The organism is Duncaniella freteri (genome assembly GCF_004766125.1).
GTDB classification, from domain to species: Bacteria; Bacteroidota; Bacteroidia; order Bacteroidales; family Muribaculaceae; genus Duncaniella; species Duncaniella freteri.
Window position 1 is genome coordinate 1,170,715 of record NZ_SJSA01000001.1, and the last position, 19,637, is coordinate 1,190,351.

The 19,637-nt window shown below is 47.2% G+C and carries 17 protein-coding genes; 4 read left to right on the plus strand and 13 right to left on the minus strand.

Annotation, left to right across the window (positions count from 1 at the left end):
- Window positions 1-70: 70 nt before the first annotated feature.
- Both metH and EZ315_RS05025 read right to left on the minus strand, forming a co-directional pair.
- Window positions 71-3,673: a methionine synthase gene (metH, locus tag EZ315_RS05020; protein ID WP_262709752.1), complete on the minus strand. Its 3,603-nt coding sequence runs from the start codon at window positions 3,671-3,673 to the stop codon at window positions 71-73.
- A 141-nt stretch (window positions 3,674-3,814) separates the two neighbouring features.
- Window positions 3,815-4,600 (minus strand): M48 family metallopeptidase, encoded by a 786-nt coding sequence (locus EZ315_RS05025; protein WP_135471107.1) that lies wholly within the window; start codon window positions 4,598-4,600, stop codon window positions 3,815-3,817.
- Window positions 4,601-4,745: 145 nt separating this feature from the next.
- Between EZ315_RS05025 and EZ315_RS05030 the strand changes: the two genes are divergently transcribed.
- Both EZ315_RS05030 and EZ315_RS05035 read left to right on the plus strand, forming a co-directional pair.
- Window positions 4,746-4,940, plus strand: coding sequence for a hypothetical protein (locus EZ315_RS05030; protein WP_135471108.1), 195 nt, complete (start codon window positions 4,746-4,748; stop codon window positions 4,938-4,940).
- A gap of 46 nt (window positions 4,941-4,986) precedes the next feature.
- Window positions 4,987-6,210 carry an SU10 major capsid protein gene (locus EZ315_RS05035; RefSeq protein ID WP_135471109.1) on the plus strand — a complete coding sequence of 408 codons (1,224 nt, stop codon included), beginning with the start codon at window positions 4,987-4,989 and terminating at the stop codon, window positions 6,208-6,210.
- Window positions 6,211-6,416: 206 nt separating this feature from the next.
- Here EZ315_RS05035 and EZ315_RS05040 read toward each other — a convergent pair whose 3' ends face one another.
- The 7 genes from EZ315_RS05040 to EZ315_RS05070 form a co-directional block, all read right to left on the minus strand.
- On the minus strand, window positions 6,417-7,595 hold the full coding sequence (locus EZ315_RS05040; RefSeq protein ID WP_135471110.1) for an IS4 family transposase: 1,179 nt from the start codon (window positions 7,593-7,595) through the stop codon (window positions 6,417-6,419).
- 128 nt (window positions 7,596-7,723) lie between these two features.
- The gene (locus tag EZ315_RS05045; RefSeq protein WP_135471111.1) at window positions 7,724-8,296 is read right to left on the minus strand and encodes a hypothetical protein; all 573 of its coding nucleotides are present in this window, start codon (window positions 8,294-8,296) and stop codon (window positions 7,724-7,726) included.
- Window positions 8,297-8,315: 19 nt separating this feature from the next.
- Window positions 8,316-8,891 (minus strand): hypothetical protein, encoded by a 576-nt coding sequence (locus EZ315_RS05050; RefSeq protein ID WP_135471112.1) that lies wholly within the window; start codon window positions 8,889-8,891, stop codon window positions 8,316-8,318.
- Window positions 8,892-9,504: 613 nt separating this feature from the next.
- Complete coding sequence (locus EZ315_RS05055; RefSeq protein ID WP_135471113.1) at window positions 9,505-10,269, minus strand: hypothetical protein; 765 nt, start codon at window positions 10,267-10,269, stop codon at window positions 9,505-9,507.
- Window positions 10,266-10,643 (minus strand): GntR family transcriptional regulator, encoded by a 378-nt coding sequence (locus EZ315_RS05060; protein ID WP_135471114.1) that lies wholly within the window; start codon window positions 10,641-10,643, stop codon window positions 10,266-10,268. The genes EZ315_RS05055 and EZ315_RS05060 overlap by 4 nt, the downstream gene beginning before the upstream one ends.
- Window positions 10,644-10,646: 3 nt before the next feature.
- Window positions 10,647-11,420: a hypothetical protein gene (locus tag EZ315_RS05065; RefSeq protein ID WP_135471115.1), complete on the minus strand. Its 774-nt coding sequence runs from the start codon at window positions 11,418-11,420 to the stop codon at window positions 10,647-10,649.
- Window positions 11,407-12,276, minus strand: a complete 870-nt coding sequence (locus tag EZ315_RS05070) for an ABC transporter ATP-binding protein (protein ID WP_135471116.1) — start codon at window positions 12,274-12,276, stop codon at window positions 11,407-11,409. Before EZ315_RS05070 ends, EZ315_RS05065 begins: the two co-directional genes overlap by 14 nt.
- A gap of 531 nt (window positions 12,277-12,807) precedes the next feature.
- On the opposite strand from EZ315_RS05070, the gene nadA reads away from it, so the two are divergent.
- Window positions 12,808-13,773, plus strand: coding sequence for a quinolinate synthase NadA (gene nadA, locus EZ315_RS05075; protein WP_135471117.1), 966 nt, complete (start codon window positions 12,808-12,810; stop codon window positions 13,771-13,773).
- Between the two features lie 79 nt (window positions 13,774-13,852).
- Window positions 13,853-16,627 (plus strand): leucine--tRNA ligase, encoded by a 2,775-nt coding sequence (gene leuS / locus EZ315_RS05080; RefSeq protein WP_135471118.1) that lies wholly within the window; start codon window positions 13,853-13,855, stop codon window positions 16,625-16,627.
- Between the two features lie 85 nt (window positions 16,628-16,712).
- On the opposite strand, the gene EZ315_RS05085 is transcribed toward leuS, so the two are convergent.
- The 4 genes from EZ315_RS05085 to EZ315_RS05100 are packed head-to-tail and all read right to left on the minus strand — an operon-like array spanning window position 16,713 to window position 19,575.
- Complete coding sequence (locus EZ315_RS05085) at window positions 16,713-17,024, minus strand: DUF4491 family protein (RefSeq protein WP_135471119.1); 312 nt, start codon at window positions 17,022-17,024, stop codon at window positions 16,713-16,715.
- Window positions 17,017-17,535, minus strand: coding sequence for a hypothetical protein (locus EZ315_RS05090; protein WP_135471120.1), 519 nt, complete (start codon window positions 17,533-17,535; stop codon window positions 17,017-17,019). The genes EZ315_RS05085 and EZ315_RS05090 overlap by 8 nt, the downstream gene beginning before the upstream one ends.
- Window positions 17,532-18,128, minus strand: a complete 597-nt coding sequence (locus EZ315_RS05095; protein ID WP_135471121.1) for a hypothetical protein — start codon at window positions 18,126-18,128, stop codon at window positions 17,532-17,534. Before EZ315_RS05095 ends, EZ315_RS05090 begins: the two co-directional genes overlap by 4 nt.
- 10 nt (window positions 18,129-18,138) lie before the next feature.
- Complete coding sequence (locus tag EZ315_RS05100) at window positions 18,139-19,575, minus strand: DUF3078 domain-containing protein (protein ID WP_170957470.1); 1,437 nt, start codon at window positions 19,573-19,575, stop codon at window positions 18,139-18,141.
- Window positions 19,576-19,637: the final 62 nt, after the last annotated feature.

Here is a 19,637-nt window from a genome sequence, read left to right on the forward strand (position 1 = left end):
ACTAACTCATGCCCCCGGGACTATAGTACTGAAGTCCCGGGGGCATGTGATTTACATTAGCCTTGGTCCGCTACATACCTTTCCGTCGGAGATAATCCTCGCGCTGGTCATCGCCGACAGGTCCGAGGTTGAAGTAATGCGCTTCCGGCGCGGCGATATACAGTCCGCATATGCTTGACGACGGATTCAGTGCCCCCGGCTGTGTCAACGATACCCCTATCTCATCCATACCTGTAAGCACGGCTATACGATGGTTGAGCGACGTGTCGGGGAGCGAATTGTAGCCCATGGCGGGACGTATCCCCTGATATCTCCCCTGCAAAAGCTCCTGAAGCGGCATGTCAGGCTCCTCTGCGGCATACCTCCACAGTTCTCGCCTCACAAGGCGGTGAAGCCATTCCGAGGCAGCCTCGGCAAGACGGTCGGCCAACGCCTGAAGAAGCAATGCGCGATAATCATCCCCCTGCGACCTCAGGACCTCACACTCCTCCCTCACATCAACACTCACTGCAAATGCCCCTATCCAGTCCCCGTCACGGCAAACAAAATCGGCAAGAGCCGGAAATCTGCCGGAGGAATCGGGCTGCTGACGGCGCATTGTAGGTATCCTCACCTCTGTGCCATCAATCTTAGCCACTATATCATCACCCTCCGAACGTGCCTCAACAAGATTGACCACTCCCCTCACCTGCCGGTCGAACGCCCTGATAGCATCAAAGGCATCCCGGGCGAGTGAAAGTGCGGCAGATGCCTTGTCACGCCCTTCATTGCCGGAATGTGCTGTGATATAGCTCTCCCTGCAAGAAGGACAGGAATGCACGTAAAAAGCATCACAGAGGGTAGCCGGGAGCTTCCAGACATTAAGGAACGGACGCCAGTTGACAAGCGGGACAAGCTCCTCCACAGGTATATCCACAACCCTGCGCCCCCTGCATGCAGGCATTGCCGACGGAGCCGCCACACAGGCAGGACGAAGCCGAGCCTCGGCAAGCGGGACAAGCGGATGAGCCGACCTCTGCTCCATATCCGTGCGAAGCAGCCTGGCATTCTCCTTGAGCTCCCTTATATAAGTCTCCCGGGTTGAAGGGTTGAGCAGACGTGAGGCAAGCAGCGGGTTCTGTGCGGCATCCGGGACATGGATCACAGGTCCGTCATACACAGGGTCGATCTTCAGAGCCGTGTGGAGCCCGGAAGTGGTGGCACCACCCACCATAAGCGGTATCGACACCCCTGCACGCCTCAGCTCCCGCGCCACAGTGACCATTTCGTCAAGCGACGGAGTGATAAGCCCCGAGAGGCATATTATGTCAGGACGTTCCCTCAGCGCGGTCTGCACTATGGTCTCAGCCGGCACCATCACTCCGAGGTCGATCACCTCATAGTTGTTGCAGGCAAGCACTATCGACACTATGTTCTTGCCTATGTCATGCACATCACCCTTCACGGTGGCAAACAGTATCTTGCCGGCACTACCCACAACTTTGGATCCCCCACAACTGTTACAGCGGTCGATCTCAGGCTGCAATATAGCCACGGCACTCTTCATGGTGCGTGCCGTCTTGACCACTTGAGGCAGGAACATCTTACCTTCGCCAAACAGCTCGCCTACCCTGTTCATACCCTCCATGAGCGGACCGTCAATGACCGCTACCGGCTTCATGCCTCCGGCTATAGCCTCGGATATATCTCCGGAAAGATGAGCCTGGATACCGTGAACGAGAGAATACACAAGCCTCTCCCCTACAGGCAGTGACCGCCATTCCTCCACGCGCTTCTCCCCTGCCGACTCCCCTCCTTTGGATGAGGGGATGTGGGATGAGGCATAAGCCGCAAGGTCATCGGAAGCTCCCTTACGCCTGCACAGTATCACATCCTCAAGCAAGCTACGCAGCTCAGGCTCAATGTCGGGATAGCTCACCGAAGCGGCAGGGTTTACTATGCCCATATCCATCCCCGCCTTGACAGCGTGATAAAGGAACACCGCATGCATAGCCTCGCGCAGAGGATTATTGCCGCGGAACGCGAACGAGAGGTTGCTCACACCGCCGCTCACTTTCGCGCCCGGCAGATTGTTCTTTATCCACTCCACAGCACGTATGAAGTCAAGCCCGTAACGGTCGTGCTCCTCTATGCCAGTGGCAATGGATAGTATATTGGGGTCGAATATGATATCCTCGGCAGGAAATCCGGCAACCTCCGTGAGAAGCCTGTAGGCGCGTGAGCACACCTCTATCTTCCTGTCGAACACATCAGCCTGCCCTGCCTCGTCGAAAGCCATCACCACGACAGCCGCTCCCAGGCTCCTTATCCTGCGCGCGCGCCACAAGAATGCCTCCTCACCCTCTTTGAGAGATATGGAATTGACTATACCTTTCCCCTGAGTGCATTTCAGCGCGCTCTCTATCACATCCCATTTGGATGAGTCAATCATCACCGGCACGCGTGCTATGTCGGGTTCGGATGCAAGAAGATTCAGGAAACGGCACATCTCATGGCGAGCGTCAAGAAGACCGTCGTCCATATTTATGTCTATTATCTGCGCTCCGTCCTCCACCTGCTTGCGGGCTATTGCAATAGCCTCGTCATAACTGCCTTCACTGATAAGACGGAGAAATTTTCGCGAGCCTGCCACATTGCACCTCTCCCCTACATTTATAAAATTCCTTTCGGGAACCACAGCAAGCATCTCAAGTCCTGACAGCCTCATCTGCCGGCTGACAGCCGGCGGTATATGCGGGGACTTCCCCTCGACTATCGCAGGATATGCGGCTATATGTCCGGGAGTGGTACCGCAGCATCCTCCTATTATATTTACAAGACCCTCGTCCACGAGTTCCGCCATCACCTGTGCCATGCTCCCGGGTGTCTCGCTATAGCCGCCCGAGGCGTCAGGCAACCCCGCATTGGGATGACAGGACACAGGATAAGGACTTATGCGGGCAAGTTCTGCCACCCATGGTTTTATATCCCTCGGACCGAACGAACAGTTCAGCCCTATGGAGTATATGGGAGCATGGCTCACAGAGGCGATGAACGCTTCAAGGGTCTGTCCCGAGAATGTCCTCCCATCCTTTCCGGCTATGGTCACCGAAAGCATCACAGGCACTTCACGCCCTGTATCCCTCATCACACTGACAGCCGCATCAAGCCCTGCCTTAAGATTCAGAGTGTCGAATACAGTCTCGAAAAGCAACAGGTCCACACCACCTTCAATCAGCCCCTCTATCTGTTCGGTATAGGCATCATACAGCTCATCGTAAGTGACCGCCCTCATCCCCGGATCATTCATGTCCGGACTCATAGAGGCTGTCTTGTTGGTGGGTCCGATGCTTCCCGCCACCATGATCTCACGTCCCGAGGCATCCGCCACCTTACGCGCTATCCTCGCACCCTCACGGCTTATCTCACGCGCCAGGTCCTGCATTGAATAGTCGGCAAGCGATATGGCATTGGCATTGAAAGTATTAGTGGAGATGATATCGGCTCCGGCATCCACATATTGCCGGTGAATATCCTCGATCACATCAGGACGTGTAAGGCACAGCACATCATTGTTGCCTTTGAGGTCCACCTGCCAGAAAGCAAATCTATCTCCGCGGAAATCCTTTTCACAAAGTCCCCTGCGCTGGATCATGGTGCCCATAGCACCGTCAAGTATTCTTATTTTTCGCAAAACCGTTCTGAAGAATTAGAGATGAGAGTATAATGATTGCATATCAATATAAAATGGAAAAAGTTGTCTCGGCATAGAGAATGAATCCTGATAATAATTCATTTCTATACAGAAACAACTTTATGTCAGATTATAAAAAATTTACGGACGCTGATATCCGTCCTTGGTGGCACGTTTGGTCATACGCTCGATACGTGCCTTTGTCTCGGGATGAGAAGAGAACATGCGGTCGATATAGCTTGATGACCCGCCTGCCTTGTTCTCCATATCAAGGAACTTCTCAAACGCCTTTACCATACCCCATGGATTGCGGCCATTGGATACGAGGAACTCATATCCGCAGTCGTCAGCCTCATGCTCCTGCTTCTGAGAGAACTTTGCACCTGCGAGTGACTCGCCGAGCTTGCCGAGCTGCGAGTCGGTGAGTGCGGCAGCAACATCGCTTGTGGATGCTATCACATCCTTGGCGGCTCCGGTAAGAAGTTCCTGCTTGAAAGCATTCTTGCTGTGATGCTTGCCCACATGACCTATCTCATGACCTATTATGCCCATGAGCTCGTCATCGTCCATGATATCCATAAGCGATGAGAACACGCGCACACTTCCGTCAGGGCAAGCGAAGGCGTTCACATCGATCACCTCATACACCTTGAAGTTCAAGGGTATGCCATTGATATCATTGATACCCTCTACAAGCTTGTTGAGACGCTTTGTGTAAGGGCTGTCGGCATCCGATACCTTATTGTGGGTATCCATCCAGTCCACCGACTCCTTTACATAAGAAGCCATCTGGGCATCGGTCAGGGTAAGAGCCTTTACACCCTTGGCGGCTGCTCCAACGAGTTTACCTACCTTGAACTGGGCATTAGCTGTGCCGGCCATACACATAATCAGCACGGCAGCGAGAATTGCTGTAATTTTTTTCATCGTAAAATATACAATTAAAGATTATGGTTAAAGATGGCAGCAAAATTACTCAATTTTTTCCTATGCAGCGCGACATTACCGCACTTTTTCTCCCACCACACGCAAGTAATTTTGCAATGTCAATCAAAATAACAACAGCACTGCTATGAATGAAGAGAAACTGCCACCCGACGAGTCCCCCACTCCAACAGCAACCCCACAGCCAGGACCCGCTCCAGGCTCTCCGCCCGATCTCTCGCTATGGGAACTGATGAGAGCCTCCGGTACACCAACGGAGAAGGATGACACATCATCCCGCGTACTGACCAATATCCGACCCAGCATATGGGACATCGCATGACAAAGCTCACACACCAAAAAATCCTATAACCATAAATCCATAAGACATGTCAGCAACAATCACAGAAGGCACAATCAACGGCACACCGGTCACCACCCAGATCACCGCACAGGTATCACCGTCACTCCTGCGCAGCGAGATCGACGAACGCATCACCAAAATACGCCCGTCATCCACACCTCTCGATCAGATATCACGCATGGCGGGAGCACGTAAGGCAGGCTCAATGAAAGTCGAATACTACTCGGTGGACCTCAAGCCCGGCAGCGCGCACACCCAGGGAACGATAGCCGCCAAGACCATCACAAAAGATGACCCCATCGAGATCACAATCGATGCGAAATCAGTATTGTCAACATCCGATACCGTGCTCTTGCCGACTATAAAGAACTCCGACGGTGTGCCATTGGTGGCTTATGTAATCAAGACAAACGGAAAGAAAATCACTCTCCTGCCTGTCAATGTCAATTACAACGAGGATGGCGAATTCCTGTTTCCTGCCATCCATGAAAACACCATTATAGTGAGAATGGGGCGCGCCGCCGGAGAGCTTGATGTACAGACTCCTCAGTTTGCCACTCTACCCACCAAGGACTTCAACTTCTGTCAGATATTCAAGGCACAGATAGAGGAGTCAATGCTACAGCGGCTCTCCGATAAGGAGGTGGGATGGACTTTCTCCGACCAGGAAGAGGTAGCTATACTGGATATGCGTATGTGCATGGAACGAACATTCCTATTCGGCAACAAGAGATGCATAAAAATCAATGACAACTCCGACATACTGTTGACCGGAGGCATATGGAACCAGACCTCAAAAGAATTTACCTACAACAAAGATACCCTCGACAGCAGGATACTGATCAACATGATGCGCAAAGCGTTCTCCGACTCCAACGGATCCACTCGTAAAGTGCTTCTCGCGGGATCAGGTCTCATCGAAAGGCTGAATTCACTCGAACACAACCGAGTGTTATCGGGCAACGAGCGCGTCACAAAATGGGGTGTCGATTTCGACTATGTTGTATCCAAATTCGGCTCTCTCTACGTTGCCCGCTGCGAAGTGTTCGACCTGTGCGGTATGGAGGACTACGGAATGATCGTCGACCCCGAGTACATCACCAAATACTCTCATGTGCCATTCTCGGCGGAGCGCATCAGCTTCCACAAGCAAGGTGTGCGCAACACTGAGGCTGTAGTGCTCACCGAAGCCTCCTGTCTTGTGCTACGCTACCCCAACGCCCACATGCGCATCGTGCCTCAGAACTGATCCACAGAGACCAAAGCTACGTAAAATATAAGACAGGAGAACAGGAGCACTCTTACCTGAACAAAAAAATCCAAGACCATAGAACCCGAGGGGCTATATCTTTAGTCCTCTGGTTCTATGGTCTTTTTTGTGTCAGGTAAGATTATTACTGTTCTCCTGTCTTTATTATCAGTAAATACTACTGGTGCGATAAAAATCGCGTTAGTTTAAAAATCATCAAATAAAGAGAGTTCTTTGACATTTTGGTCTGAATTGGTTGATGGGTCTTGTTTGGTCATAAGCCATCGCAGGTCGACACGCTCCAAGGCAGAGATTCTGATCAAGGTCGCCACCTCGGTAATAGAATAGCAGCTGTTATAATTGGCTTTTATTCTTGCTACCGTCAGATAGGCTATGATGGCAGTCCAAATGTGGACTTTAACGGCATTTTCGGAGAATCCCCAAAGATTCTTGACGACGATGTTCTGCTTAATCCACTTGAAGAAAACCTCTATATCCCAACGGTGACGATAAAGATTGGTGATTTCCAATGCGCTGACTTCAAAGTTATTGGATATGAAATCAACAATGGCATCATTGTCCATGTCATATACTCTTACGAATCTCATATCCTCAGGATAGAGCTTGCAGGACTTGTATCCGGTGACACGAATCCGAGAGTCTTCTATGATACTTGGGGTCGTATCGGGGATAGCCAACTGCTCTATGGTTGTGAACTTCATGTTCTCTTTTGGGCGTGACACCCAGAATGCCTGCGACTGATGGAATCTGAACAGTGCCTTGAAGTCAACATACGCCTTGTCCATTACATAAAAAGCGAATGGTTCCGGTGTGAGCATGTCGAGTTCGTTACTGTCATGCCATTTACCATCAGTGATATGGATGTTGGTGGGTATACTTCCTCGTAAATCAAGCAAAGTATGCATTTTAACTGCCCCCTTGCTGTATTTGCCCAACGCCCACGCTGCGAGTTTTATGCTTGTGGATATGGTCGTGGAGTCCAACGCATAAATTACGTTGTCTATGGTTATCTCTGAGAGTTGAACCTTTGAATACATTGGTCTAACCAATCCGATAAGATAAAACCCAAGTCCCTCAAAAATACGATAATCCCTGCTTTCGTTTGCGCGAGACAATGATGTATGGTTCACTGTGTTGCGAAAACCGAGGTGATATAGGATTTTCGAGTGGGCTTCCAAACATAGACAAATGTCTCTAAGTGAATCACACCCTGTCAATTGACCAAAGAGCAGATGAAGGAGGTGGTTGTAACTGGTGAGATTCTTTACATGCCAATCGCCTTTATATTGCTTTACCAGCTTATCGAACCAGTAGCGCGGTATAAACTCGATGACTTGGGAGAACACGAACTTTCCTTGATTCATAATCTTGATGCTTCTGAACAACAAGACTAATAAACCAAATTCAAATCAAAAAATCAATGTACTCTTGTATTTGACTAAATACTAATATATTAATCACAGTGGTTGGATTTTTATCGCACCACTACTAATCAGTAAACAATAATCTCTCCGGGCTTTGTAGCTGGAGGTATAAACGGCTCAAACCTCTTATCAGGCAACAGCCTGCGGAACTCATCATAACTCGGATCAAAGTGAACACTTCTGTAAATATCATCTTGGATAAAAATAGGTTCTAATGTTTCCTTGTGCATATATACCTGAATGACAAACCTCGGAACTATTCTTACTTTCCTAAGACCAGGTTTTCCTCCATATCTTCTAATTTCTCCCATCCTATGACAAATATAATCAGCCGTATCCCTCATGAATTTAACTGTTATAATATCATTCTTAAATATAGGATGTTCTTCTTGTTTCGGAAAACTGAATATAACAGGAACAAGAGTGTCAGACCTATATTTTGGAGCTACATCATCACACACTTGCCGAGCTATTTCTAAGATCTTAGCCTCTGTATCTTTAGAGAAATAGAGTCTATTAAAAGGCTTCTCTACAGGAACATCTTCTGGGATATCAGCAAGGATATCAGCAGGCACGTCTCCGAATGTCATCACTGCAGATGAAATCAGACTAACCATAAATAATGTAATACATTTTTTCATAATACTGTTTATTTTGTCATTAAAAATATCTATTTGGTCTACGCATATAACCAAAAAAATATGGCATAGGCAATGAGTCCTCATACGGAAAAAACCACGAAATGCTTTCAGCATTGTAATCATACAAAATACCTGGTACTCCTAATATTTGAGCAGCCTCTTTATCTTTATCAGACGGTCCAGTACCACGACTACCAACACCATAATATGGCGTATGACAATGAAAAAAAGCACATAGAGCATTTTTATTTTCTACATCACCATATTTAATTATTGGTGATATCTCTGATTCATAGGACGTATTTGGACCATAAAACCATTCACTAAACCAATAATCACCTTTATCATAATAAATATAAAATCCAATTTCAAGTCGTGAATTGTCATTTACATATGATAACATCCTATCCCATGCACGACACATTTCATTATCAACCCTTAAATTGTTAACTATATCATATACATGAGGATACTGAAAATCTTCCGTACTTCTACCTTTATATTCAGATGGCTCTTCAATATCATCATTGCACGAAGTCAAAAACAATGAAAGTAATACAAATGGAACTGACAATATTTTTATTGGTATACGCATAACATCTACTATGTGATAAATTTATAAATAACTATTATGAACACTATAAACAGAATAGCATCCATACAAAACTGGCAACTGACTGTTCCGACTGACTTTTTAATATAAATATAAAATCAGTCGGATAGACAAAGGTATTTCAGGTTATGCGTATGTGGGAGAGAGGATGAATACATAATTTTGATAATTGATTGATACGATTGCAATTTAATTTTTTTATCCAATAAAAACAAATACAATTTATTATATTATATAATTTTAACTAAAATAATTTACTTTTCAAGAAAATATCAAATTAAAAATCTAAGACCATAGAACCAGAGGGCTATATCTTTAGTCCTCTGGTTCTATGGTCTTAATTTGGATTGCATACAAATTATTACGAACTTTGAATCGCCTAAATGAAAAAGGTGAAAAGTACAGTATCGCTGAGATTATAACACCTTTCCGACTCAGCTAAAGCCACTCTGCCCTCTGTGCAGAACTAAAATAAAGAGACAGGAGAACATATTATAATCCATGATTATTTATCCTTAAAAATTCACCAGTTCTCCTGTCTCTTCTTCATAGTTTTTTATGGTATCAGAGGTACCATCCCCATATCAATATCTTTTCAAAAGCTGATCTTCATTCCATTCTTGCTGCCACCGGATTCGAAAGAATAGGATCCCACAGCCGACACAGAATCCACACAATTGATGGTGAATCCTCTTCTCTTCGCACCCATTTTCAACATCCCCACCGTGCTGCCATTGAGTTTCAGCTCTCTAATTTTTGTGCTCTTATTCTCAAGTGTATCAAAATGAGAATTATTAAGCACTATACGGTGGCATATATCAGTCCTGAGACTCCCGGCACGCAAGGAATCGAGATAGATTGTCACACCCTTGAGTGAGGAATTCACACTACTCAACTTTCCGCGAGGCACCCTGATGGTTGCAATAATGGAACTATCGGCTTTTACCTTGTAGTGACGGTCCTTCGAAAATGATCCGTCTGGGCTCAGACATCCCTTTACTATGGAATCCCTGTCGATGCTCACTGACAATACCCCATCCTCTACATCACGCTTTATATAGGGCATCCAGTCAGCCGGTGCGACCAATTCCGGTCTTTTCACACAATCGCTCTCAAGTATAGCAAAACCTTTGAATCCGCCAATGCCGAGACTCGACACATCATCGTTACCATAAAACTTCACTTCCGAAAACTCCGGCAGAGTGTCCGTCATCTCAGGCATCACACCTATCACCGGTCTGTTTTCATACTCCATCCGTTCATTTCGGTCAGCCTTGGTGACGTTATAGGATATGAGCATCGAAAACGCCACCAAGCCCAAAAAGAACAGGGCGATCATCATATAAGTAGTCTTTTTCATCGTCTATCTTCCTCCTCTAAATATTTTTCATATCTTTCTCTCAATTCATCCGGTGTGACACCAAGCAGACTCAAATGGCGGAAGAACTCCTGAATCTCACCATTGAAGAATGATTCGTGTCTCATACCGGTAATTATCGCTCTTGCATTCTCGGCTATAAAGAACCCTATTCCACGCTTATTGAACAGAACCCCCTCCTGAGTGAGATGGTCATAGCTTCGCATCACGGTATTGGCGTTTACCTGTAGCGAGGCGGCATATTCTCGCACCGATAGTATCCTCGCTCCCTCTTCAATGGTGCCGGTCATCACATCATCGCATATGCGGTCGGCTATCTGGAGATAAATAGCCTTATTGTTTTCTTTGAACACCATGACTCACCAGCGGTTAATGATCTCACTTTCACGCAATCTCATATACACGAGCACGTAATTTATCAATATGGTCACCACCGACATTATCACCATCGGGGTCATGATGAAATATCCTACTCCATGCCATGACAGCATTCGTGTGATAATGACTGCTACGAAACAATATATACCGTATATCACACTCAGCACAAAAAAAGTCTTCAGGAAATGATTTCTTCTCCACACTATTGCACCAAGGAAAAAGAACGACTGCAACAGCATGAACACAATCACAATGTGATAGAAAGCATTCTCAGACCACATCAACGGTCCACCATTTCCGGTAAAGACATCACACCATGGCGTAAAGTCGGCAACACCGTGCAATATAAACCGTGTAAACACCACTCTCATGCTGTCGGCGAATAAAGCACAGAGCACCGACCACAGCATAAAACCTGGCACGAGCGCAAGCCATCTCACAAGGAATTCTTCCAGCTGTGATGTAGGCAGCGTAAGTGAAGCCAACGCTTCTTTAGGCTTCGACATAGACAGGAATGCACCTGACGACAGTTTCATACCGAATATGAATGTCATTATTACAAAGAATCCGAGTTCATTATTCACACCGGTATAATACCCCTCACGGCTGTCACCATCCGACATCAGCAAAGCGAATATAGTCATAGCAACAAGAGGTGTGGCAAGTATCAGCAACAACCGCGAACGGTTCTCGACAATATATTTATTCACAAGTCTGCCGAAACGCACAGGACAGAATATATTATTGGCATCCATTATCTATCTGAGTTTTATAATCTGAGAAAACCGACTGAACAATATACGGCCGCTCCGTGGCAAGATTAAACAGCATCTCTACGTCAATCTCTGTCTCACGTCCGTCCTTGTTAGGAAGTACCACAGCCGTTCCCCCTATCGATGGAGAGGCATAAAGAGCCGAAGAGATAACTGCCGGAGAATCGGTCAGTGTGAACTTAAACCGCCTGCCGATCTCGCTGATCCCGGCATTAAGCAGTATACGCGCGTCATCCATTATGATGATATGATCGAGCATCTGGTCCATATCTCTCACCTGATGTGTGGATATTACAAACGTACGGTCATCCCTCATACCTCCTGCAATGAAACGACGGAAAGCATCCTTGCCTGGAATGTCAAGACCGTTGGTAGGCTCGTCCATTATCACAAGGGGAGTATTGCAGGCAAGAGCGAAACTCATTAACGCTTTCTTCTTCTGTCCCATGGATAGCTCGCCGAGATTCACACCTTCATCCATCCCGAAAACATCAAGGTGACGCCTCATGTCATCACTGGAAAAATCGGGATAAAACACAGAATTCACTCTGACAAAATCCCTGATACTTATCGTAGGGAGCACAAACTCTTCCGGCACTATGAACATATCCGAAAGCGTGGAGGGGAGACGCAGGCGAGTGTTGACTCCGAGATACAGCACCTCTCCTCTGGAAGGTGTCAATGCTCCCGCCATAAGATATAGAAGTGTGGACTTGCCCACTCCGTTTTTCCCAAGCAAACCATACACGCCGCCAGGTTCTATATCAAAGGAAAAATCCTTGATAACCGGACCGCGCCGACGGCTGTAAGAGAATGAGACATTATCAAACTTTAGCATTCTAAATGTATTAGTGTATTAGTACACCACAAAAGTATAACAATAAATTCAATTCACAAAACATTTTTATAAATATTTTTTACCATTCTTAAATCAGGGATTTCACATGGAAAAAATATACTTTTTTACAGTGTTGAAAACAGTGTAAATAACTGTCAAAAACTTTTCAATAGCTTTTAATAACTCTCTATTGACATATATATGTGAATAATTGTATAATCAACACTCTTTCTAAGCCAAAATAGTTATTGATTTACTATCACTCTGTTTTCAAGCCCCTTTTTCAACAAATTGCATTGTAAAACTACGGAAAATTTATTAACTTTGCACATTATTAACACTATGTTAATAACTATATGAATGAGTTGTATTACAACTGTTTACGATGTCAATAACTCAGTTATATATGTAAGTATGGTTCAATAACCCATATATGCAATGAAACACCGATAAAGTTATTGTATATATTTACAGTTAATATTATTCTTCTTAATAAATTCTTTTTCAAAAAAATTTTTCAAACATAAATAAATGAAAGTCGATAACGGCTACGTCCAGGCTCCGGTGCCGGAAGGCATTGACTTGAAAGAAGAGATTCTCAGACTCAAAAAAGAGAAGAACGCTATCATCCTCGCCCATTACTACACGGTGGGTGAAATCCAGGAGGTGGCTGATTTTGTAGGCGACTCCCTCGCTCTTGCCCGGATCGCAGAAGGTCTCGACAATGACATAATCGTGATGTGCGGAGTGCATTTCATGGGCGAGACTGTCAAGATTCTTTGTCCGGAGAAGAAGGTGCTGGTGCCTGACCTCAATGCCGGATGCTCTCTTGCCGACAGTTGCCCGGCTCCCGAACTTGAAAAATTCATAAAGGATCATCCGGGTCACACTGTGATCTCTTACGTCAACACTTCGGCTGCCGTCAAGGCTCTCACCGATATTGTCGTCACTTCCGGCAATGCCATGAAGGTGGTCAATTCTCTGCCTGAGGATGAGAAAATAATTTTTGGTCCCGACCGCAATTTGGGAAATTATATCAATTCTGAGACCGGTCGTGACATGGTGCTGTGGGATGGTGCATGCCATGTGCACGAGAAGTTCTCCCTTGAAAAGATTCTTGAACTCAAGAGACAGCATCCCGGAGCCAAGATACTCGTTCATCCCGAGTGTCCGGCTCATGTGAGAATCGTCGCCGACAAGGTGGGGTCGACAGCTGTGCTTCTTGACTGGGCTTGCGAGACTGACGCCACCGAGTTCATTGTGGCTACCGAGAGCGGAATCCTTCATGAGATGCGTCGCCGTTGCCCTGAAAAGACATTTATACCGGCTCCGCCCAATGATTCCACATGTGCATGCAACGATTGCTCTTTCATGAAGCTCAACACTCTCCGTAAGCTTTATCTCACCCTTGTGCACGAGGCTCCCGAAATCCATGTGGATGCGGCAATCATTGACCGTGCTCGCCGTCCCATCACAAGGATGCTTTCTATGAGCTGATTTTTATTAGAGGTGGCGGGATTGACTGAGACAGTCAAGACTCAGCCCTGACTCTATATGAAACATATAATAAAGAATTATGGAATACAATCATAAAGAAATAGAGGCGCGCTGGCAACAGTATTGGCGCGACAACAAGATCTACAAAGCCGAGATAGATTCGGCTCGCCCAAAGTTCTATGTATTGGATATGTTCCCTTATCCTTCGGGTGCGGGATTGCACGTAGGACATCCTCTGGGTTACATAGCTTCCGATATATTCTCGCGTTACAAGCGTCTTTGCGGATTCAACGTGCTACATCCCATGGGCTATGACGCTTATGGGCTACCTGCCGAGCAGTATGCTATACAGACGGGGCAGCACCCTGAGAAAACCACTATGCAGAATATCGCTCGCTACCGTGAGCAGCTCGACAAGATAGGGTTCTGCTACGATTGGGACCGTGAGGTGAAGACCTGCGATCCTAAGTTCTACAAGTGGACTCAGTGGGCATTCATGAAGATGGTGGAGAGTTATTACGACACCAGCCTTGAAAAGGCAATGCCTATAGCTGAGCTTGTGAAGCATTTCGAGAGCTGTGGCTCCGAAGGCATAAGCGCAGCATGCTCCGAGGAGCTCTCTTTCTCAGCTGACGAATGGATGGCGATGTCGGCAAAGCAGAAGAGCGACACTCTCATGAATTACCGCATAGCTTATCTCGGCAATACTATGGTGAACTGGTGTCCGGAGTTGGGCACAGTGCTCGCCAACGATGAGGTGAGCGAGGGGCTGTCGGTGCGTGGCGGTTATCCTGTGGAGCAGAAACTGATGTACCAGTGGTGCCTGCGAGTGTCGGCATATGCCAAGCGGCTTCTTGACGGACTTGACACTATCGACTGGACCGACTCACTGAAGGAGACCCAGCGCAACTGGATAGGCCGCTCTGAAGGTGCCGAGATGCATTTTCCGATATCAGGCAGCGATGTGGTGCTTGATATCTTCACCACGCGCGCCGACACTGTGTTCGGTGTGACATTCATGGTGCTTGCGCCGGAGAGCGAGTATGTGGCTCAGGTCACCACTCCTGATCAGGCTGAGGCTGTAAAGGCTTATCTTGATTCTATAAAGCATAAGACCGAACGCGAGCGTATGATCGACAAGAAGGTGTCGGGTGTATTCACCGGCAGCTACGCGGTCAATCCTCTCACCGGAAAGAATATCCCTGTATATGTGAGCGACTATGTGCTCGCAGGCTATGGTACAGGTGCAATTATGGCTGTTCCCGCCCATGACAGCCGTGACTATGCGTTCGCAAGGCATTTTGATCTTCCTATAATACCGCTTATAGAAGGGTGCGACGTGAGCGAGCAGAGCTTTGATGCCAAGAGCGGCAGAATGATCAACAGTGCTTCCGATGAGCTCAATCTCAACGGCATGGAGGTAAAGGATGCCATTGCAGCCACAAAGAAGTTTATAGAAGGGAAGGGCATAGGCCGTGTAAAGGTCAACTATCGTCTGCGCGACGCCATCTTCAGCCGTCAGCGTTACTGGGGTGAGCCGTTCCCTGTGTACTATAAGGATGGTATTCCCACTCTCATGGACGAGAGCAAGCTCCCGCTTCTGCTCCCCGAGGTTGACAAGTATCTGCCCACCGAGACCGGAGAGCCGCCTCTGGGGCGTGCTAAGAATTGGGTGACAGAGGACGGTCATCCCATAGAGCTTAACACTATGCCGGGCTTTGCCGGTTCGTCTGCCTACTATCTCCGTTATATGGACCCACATAACGATGAAGCTCTCGTAAGCAAGGAGGCTGACGAGTACTGGCGCAATGTGGACCTTTATATAGGAGGTACGGAGCATGCCACAGGTCACCTCATATATTCAAGGTTCTGGAACAAGTTCCTCTACGACCTCGGGTACGTGTGTGAGTCTGAGCCGTTCAGAAAGCTTATCAATCAGGGTATGATCCAGGGACGAAGCAACTTCGTTTATCGTATCCAGGGTACAAATACTTTTGTCTCCCACGGTCTGAAAGGACAGTATGATGTCACACCTATACATGTCGATGTCAACATCGTGAGCAATGATATTCTTGATATTGACGCTTTCCGTGCATGGCGTCCGGAATATTCCGATGCCGAGTTTGTGCTTGAGGATGGAAAGTATGTGTGCGGATGGGCTGTTGAGAAGATGTCAAAGTCGATGTTCAATGTTGTCAATCCTGATGATATTGTGGCACGTTATGGTGCGGACACTCTTAGGCTCTATGAGATGTTCCTCGGTCCGCTTGAGCAGAGCAAGCCGTGGGACACCAACGGTATAGACGGTGTGAACCGTTTCCTAAAGAAGCTTTGGGGACTCTTCTACAAGGGAGGAAGTCTGCTTGTAGATGACAGTCAGCCATCGGCTGAGGCTCTTAAGTCTCTTCACAAGCTCATCAAGAAGGTTACAGGTGATATAGAGACATTCAGCTATAACACCTCTATAGCAGCATTCATGATATGTGTAAATGAGCTTACCTCTCTTAAGTGCCATTCAAGGGCTGTGCTCAGCGATCTTCTTGTGATACTCGCACCGTTCGCTCCTCACATCACCGAGGAACTATGGCACTCGGCACTCGGCAACGATACCACCATATGCGATGCCAAGTGGCCTGAATGGGATGAGAAGCATCTTGTGGAGTCAACTGTGAACTATGCTGTGTCTTTCAATGGCAAGGCTCGTTTCAATATACAGGTGGCTGCTGACACTCCTAAGGATGAAGTGGAGCGTCTCGCCCTGTCAAACGAGGGAGCCGCAAAGTGGATCGATGGCAAGACAATACGTAAAGTAATAGTAGTCCCCAATAAGATTGTCAATATAGTAGTCTCATAGAGATAATTATTGTAGATAAAAACAGACGTTCCTGATATTGATGAAAAAATCAATATCAGGAACGTCTGTTTTTGTATCTAATAGATTATTTTGTTTTCCGTTTGGGGTTGTGGGGGAACCAGCCTTTTTCTACACGGCGTTGCTGTTCCTTGATTTCTCCGATGGTCCAGAAGGAGCTGAATGCGAATACTCCGAGCAGGGATGACCAGAATGCGTCTCTGACCCATATGGAGCCAGCTACAGCTATGATTCCGAGCACAAGGAACCACCATCGGCAGCCTGCACCGAAATAGTATTCACACTTTATGGTGATGGGATGGAATATTCCTATTATAAGGAATGTGCATAATCCTATGACGAGTCCGAGGATATGATATTCCGAAAGAAAATCAGTCATTTTTTTCAGGTTTAAGGGTTATGAATTCTACACGGCATGATATGTCATAGGGGGTGACATTAGCTGTGCGCGGACGTTGTCCGCGATGATAATAGTAGGAGCGCTGTGTATCCCACGATGACATGCGCACCATACGTGTCTCTCCTGAGGGGATCTTTGCAGTCAGTGTATCGGTGCGTTGGTGCAACTGGCGTCCTTGCATGTCAATATACATTATGGTCAGTGCAATGGAGAGTACTTCGCGCTCTGTGCCGTTGGTCAGCAGAAGAGTTTCACGATAAGAGCGGAGTGGCTTGTCATAGCCCGAGACTGTTATAGTTGGTGATACAGGATGTCTTAAGGTGTCGGGCTGTGGTTGCGGAGATGCGGCTGTGAGAGGATACATATTTCTCCCTGATGCTTTTAGTCTATTTCCACGCAGGGTATTGTCGCCTAAGAGTGCCAGCGGTGCCGCCACTATGATGTATAGCAGCATCGGCAGTAATAATCTGTGGCTTGCGTTGCTTCTCATAAGTATCGGGGATTAAGAGGTATGGAAGGCTCAGGAAACACTTTCACGCACCCTTCTATGTCGCCTGGATGATTCTCTACAGGAGTGATGAGGTGACGGTACATATAGGGCAGGAGCAGACGCCACCAATTGAACCGGAATTTGCGTCCGTAAGCCTTGAATGATATCCGTGTTCCGTCGTCGGAGAGTGTGATAAGATTGCGTGACGGCCGGGTTAGGAAGGTATGATCGTCAGAGCGTGATGAATATATGCGTGCATCGTACTGTCTGCGCTTTGCAGTGGGAGTCAGATAGCCCATAACAGTGCCTTCACGCATACTGATGTCCGCACTCTTTACATTGACCAGTCGGTACAGGGTGGCAGCTCCGTGTGTACCGTTTACACGCTCTATTGCCATGAGTGAGCCCTCTCCGGCAAATTCCCACAACCCCTCTATGTCGTGGAGTGGCATTGATGCCATACGTTGCCTGACAAGGGTAGGGTTGCTGTAGCCTTCAATGCGTTCCGAGCGGGAGGGTATGTCATCAAGCACGCTCGCAGTGAGCGTGCCTGACATGAACAGTAAGATGAGCAGAATGGAGAGAGGTCGCATGTATGTGTTATCAGTTTCCGAATTTGTAGGTGAATCCGAACGAAAGAATCTCTTTGAGCTGGAATTTGTGCCAGTCGGTATCCTCGATCACGGGTGAAGTGGAGTCGTAGCGCATGTGCACGTATATCTGAGTGCTCAGGAACCTGTTGACTGTGAATTGTATGGTGTTTTCCCAGTCGCTCTGTATGTAGTCATAGTCCGAGAATACGAACAGTCGTGAGCGCAGAGAGATGTTCTCAAGAATCTGCCATGTGAGTTTACCTTCGGCATTCGAACCGTATTCGCTCACAGTCTTTCGACCTTCCTCTATGCCGAATGATGTTTCTTTCATTCTTCCGCGGGTGCATGTCTTGAGATTATATGACAACGGAGATATCGACGCATCGAATGTGAATGTCTTGTTCTTGTTGGCATAGTTGTAAGTCATACCGAGACCTATATTCAGTTCGCCCGGCGACATGAAGGCGGCTTTCAGAGTGTTTGAATTGGGTTTGTAGTTGTTAAGGATCTGCGTCTTGAACTGAGTGTTCATTGAGTAGTACCAACGTTTGTTTGCCTTATAGCCGGCTGTCATGTTCCATTGGAATAAATCCTCCGATATATTGTAGTCATGCATCTCGTCGTCCGGAGCATTGTTCATGCCGAGCTTGTACTGAAGGGTGTTTTCGAACAGCAGATTGGGATGGAATGCCGGATTGAGTTTTACATTATAGTAAGCATTCATCAGGGCGTTCAGGTTGTTGTTGCCGCCTTGATACCAGTTGGGCGACACGTATGCCTGCGAGAATTGCAGATTGGCATTGAATGTTTTCAGCCAGTGTTTTTTCTCGAACTTAGCCTCAAGATTAGCCACCGGCATCTCCTTGGCTATAACTTCAGTGATGAGGATACGCGCCGTTGCGGGGTCCACAGTGGCAGTGAACTTTTTCGGCGGCTCAGGGAGATGTGCTTCGTCGTATTGGATGAGATGGGGGTAATTCACTATGTAACGCTGGCGTGTGCGTTCCATGAGCTGTGTCTGTGCTATGGAGCGTGACGCCCATTCGGTAGCGTAATGGTCCACTCCCGGTACGAGCTGGATATGTGGATCAATCTCGTAGGGTGGGAGTATGTGCAGTCGGTCGAATACTGTCGGCCGCAGATATACGGTAGGGAGAGGGTAGGGGTTGAAGTCAACATATTCGATATCTTCCGGACCCGGGAAGTGAATGCTGTCGGGCTGCTGCACCATCTCCACTCCGTCAAAGAACATTTCGTTCATTTCCGGAGCTTCAAACTCCAGGGTGTCGAGGGATGGGATGGAGTCGGCGAGTGTGGAGTCAACCGGCGTATAGTTGTATATTACCGATCGTGTCACTTCCGGAAGGAGTCTTGTGACTTGGGCTGATACCGATGACGAGCCTGCTATCAATGCTGCTACGGTCAGGAAAGATGACAGATTATTCATTGACATGTGGTTTTGTTGATTCTCGATGTGACTGAATTATTGGAAAATAGGAAAAAATAGTT

Excerpts from the sequence above, each read along its gene's own strand:
- EZ315_RS05065 (WP_135471115.1), bottom strand. The coding sequence starts at position 11,420 with ATGGATGCCAATAATATATTCTGTCCTGTGCGTTTCGGCAGACTTGTG.
- EZ315_RS05050 (WP_135471112.1), bottom strand. The coding sequence starts at position 8,891 with ATGCGTATACCAATAAAAATATTGTCAGTTCCATTTGTATTACTTTCA.
- EZ315_RS05100 (WP_170957470.1), bottom strand. The coding sequence starts at position 19,575 with ATGAATAATCTGTCATCTTTCCTGACCGTAGCAGCATTGATAGCAGGC.
- EZ315_RS05085 (WP_135471119.1), bottom strand. The coding sequence starts at position 17,024 with ATGACTGATTTTCTTTCGGAATATCATATCCTCGGACTCGTCATAGGA.
- EZ315_RS05030 (WP_135471108.1), top strand. The coding sequence starts at position 4,746 with ATGAATGAAGAGAAACTGCCACCCGACGAGTCCCCCACTCCAACAGCA.
- EZ315_RS05055 (WP_135471113.1), bottom strand. The coding sequence starts at position 10,269 with ATGAAAAAGACTACTTATATGATGATCGCCCTGTTCTTTTTGGGCTTG.
- EZ315_RS05060 (WP_135471114.1), bottom strand. The coding sequence starts at position 10,643 with ATGGTGTTCAAAGAAAACAATAAGGCTATTTATCTCCAGATAGCCGAC.
- EZ315_RS05070 (WP_135471116.1), bottom strand. The coding sequence starts at position 12,276 with ATGCTAAAGTTTGATAATGTCTCATTCTCTTACAGCCGTCGGCGCGGT.
- EZ315_RS05035 (WP_135471109.1), top strand. The coding sequence starts at position 4,987 with ATGTCAGCAACAATCACAGAAGGCACAATCAACGGCACACCGGTCACC.
- EZ315_RS05090 (WP_135471120.1), bottom strand. The coding sequence starts at position 17,535 with ATGAGAAGCAACGCAAGCCACAGATTATTACTGCCGATGCTGCTATAC.
- leuS (WP_135471118.1), top strand. The coding sequence starts at position 13,853 with ATGGAATACAATCATAAAGAAATAGAGGCGCGCTGGCAACAGTATTGG.
- nadA (WP_135471117.1), top strand. The coding sequence starts at position 12,808 with ATGAAAGTCGATAACGGCTACGTCCAGGCTCCGGTGCCGGAAGGCATT.
- EZ315_RS05045 (WP_135471111.1), bottom strand. The coding sequence starts at position 8,296 with ATGAAAAAATGTATTACATTATTTATGGTTAGTCTGATTTCATCTGCA.
- EZ315_RS05095 (WP_135471121.1), bottom strand. The coding sequence starts at position 18,128 with ATGCGACCTCTCTCCATTCTGCTCATCTTACTGTTCATGTCAGGCACG.
- EZ315_RS05025 (WP_135471107.1), bottom strand. The coding sequence starts at position 4,600 with ATGAAAAAAATTACAGCAATTCTCGCTGCCGTGCTGATTATGTGTATG.
- EZ315_RS05040 (WP_135471110.1), bottom strand. The coding sequence starts at position 7,595 with ATGAATCAAGGAAAGTTCGTGTTCTCCCAAGTCATCGAGTTTATACCG.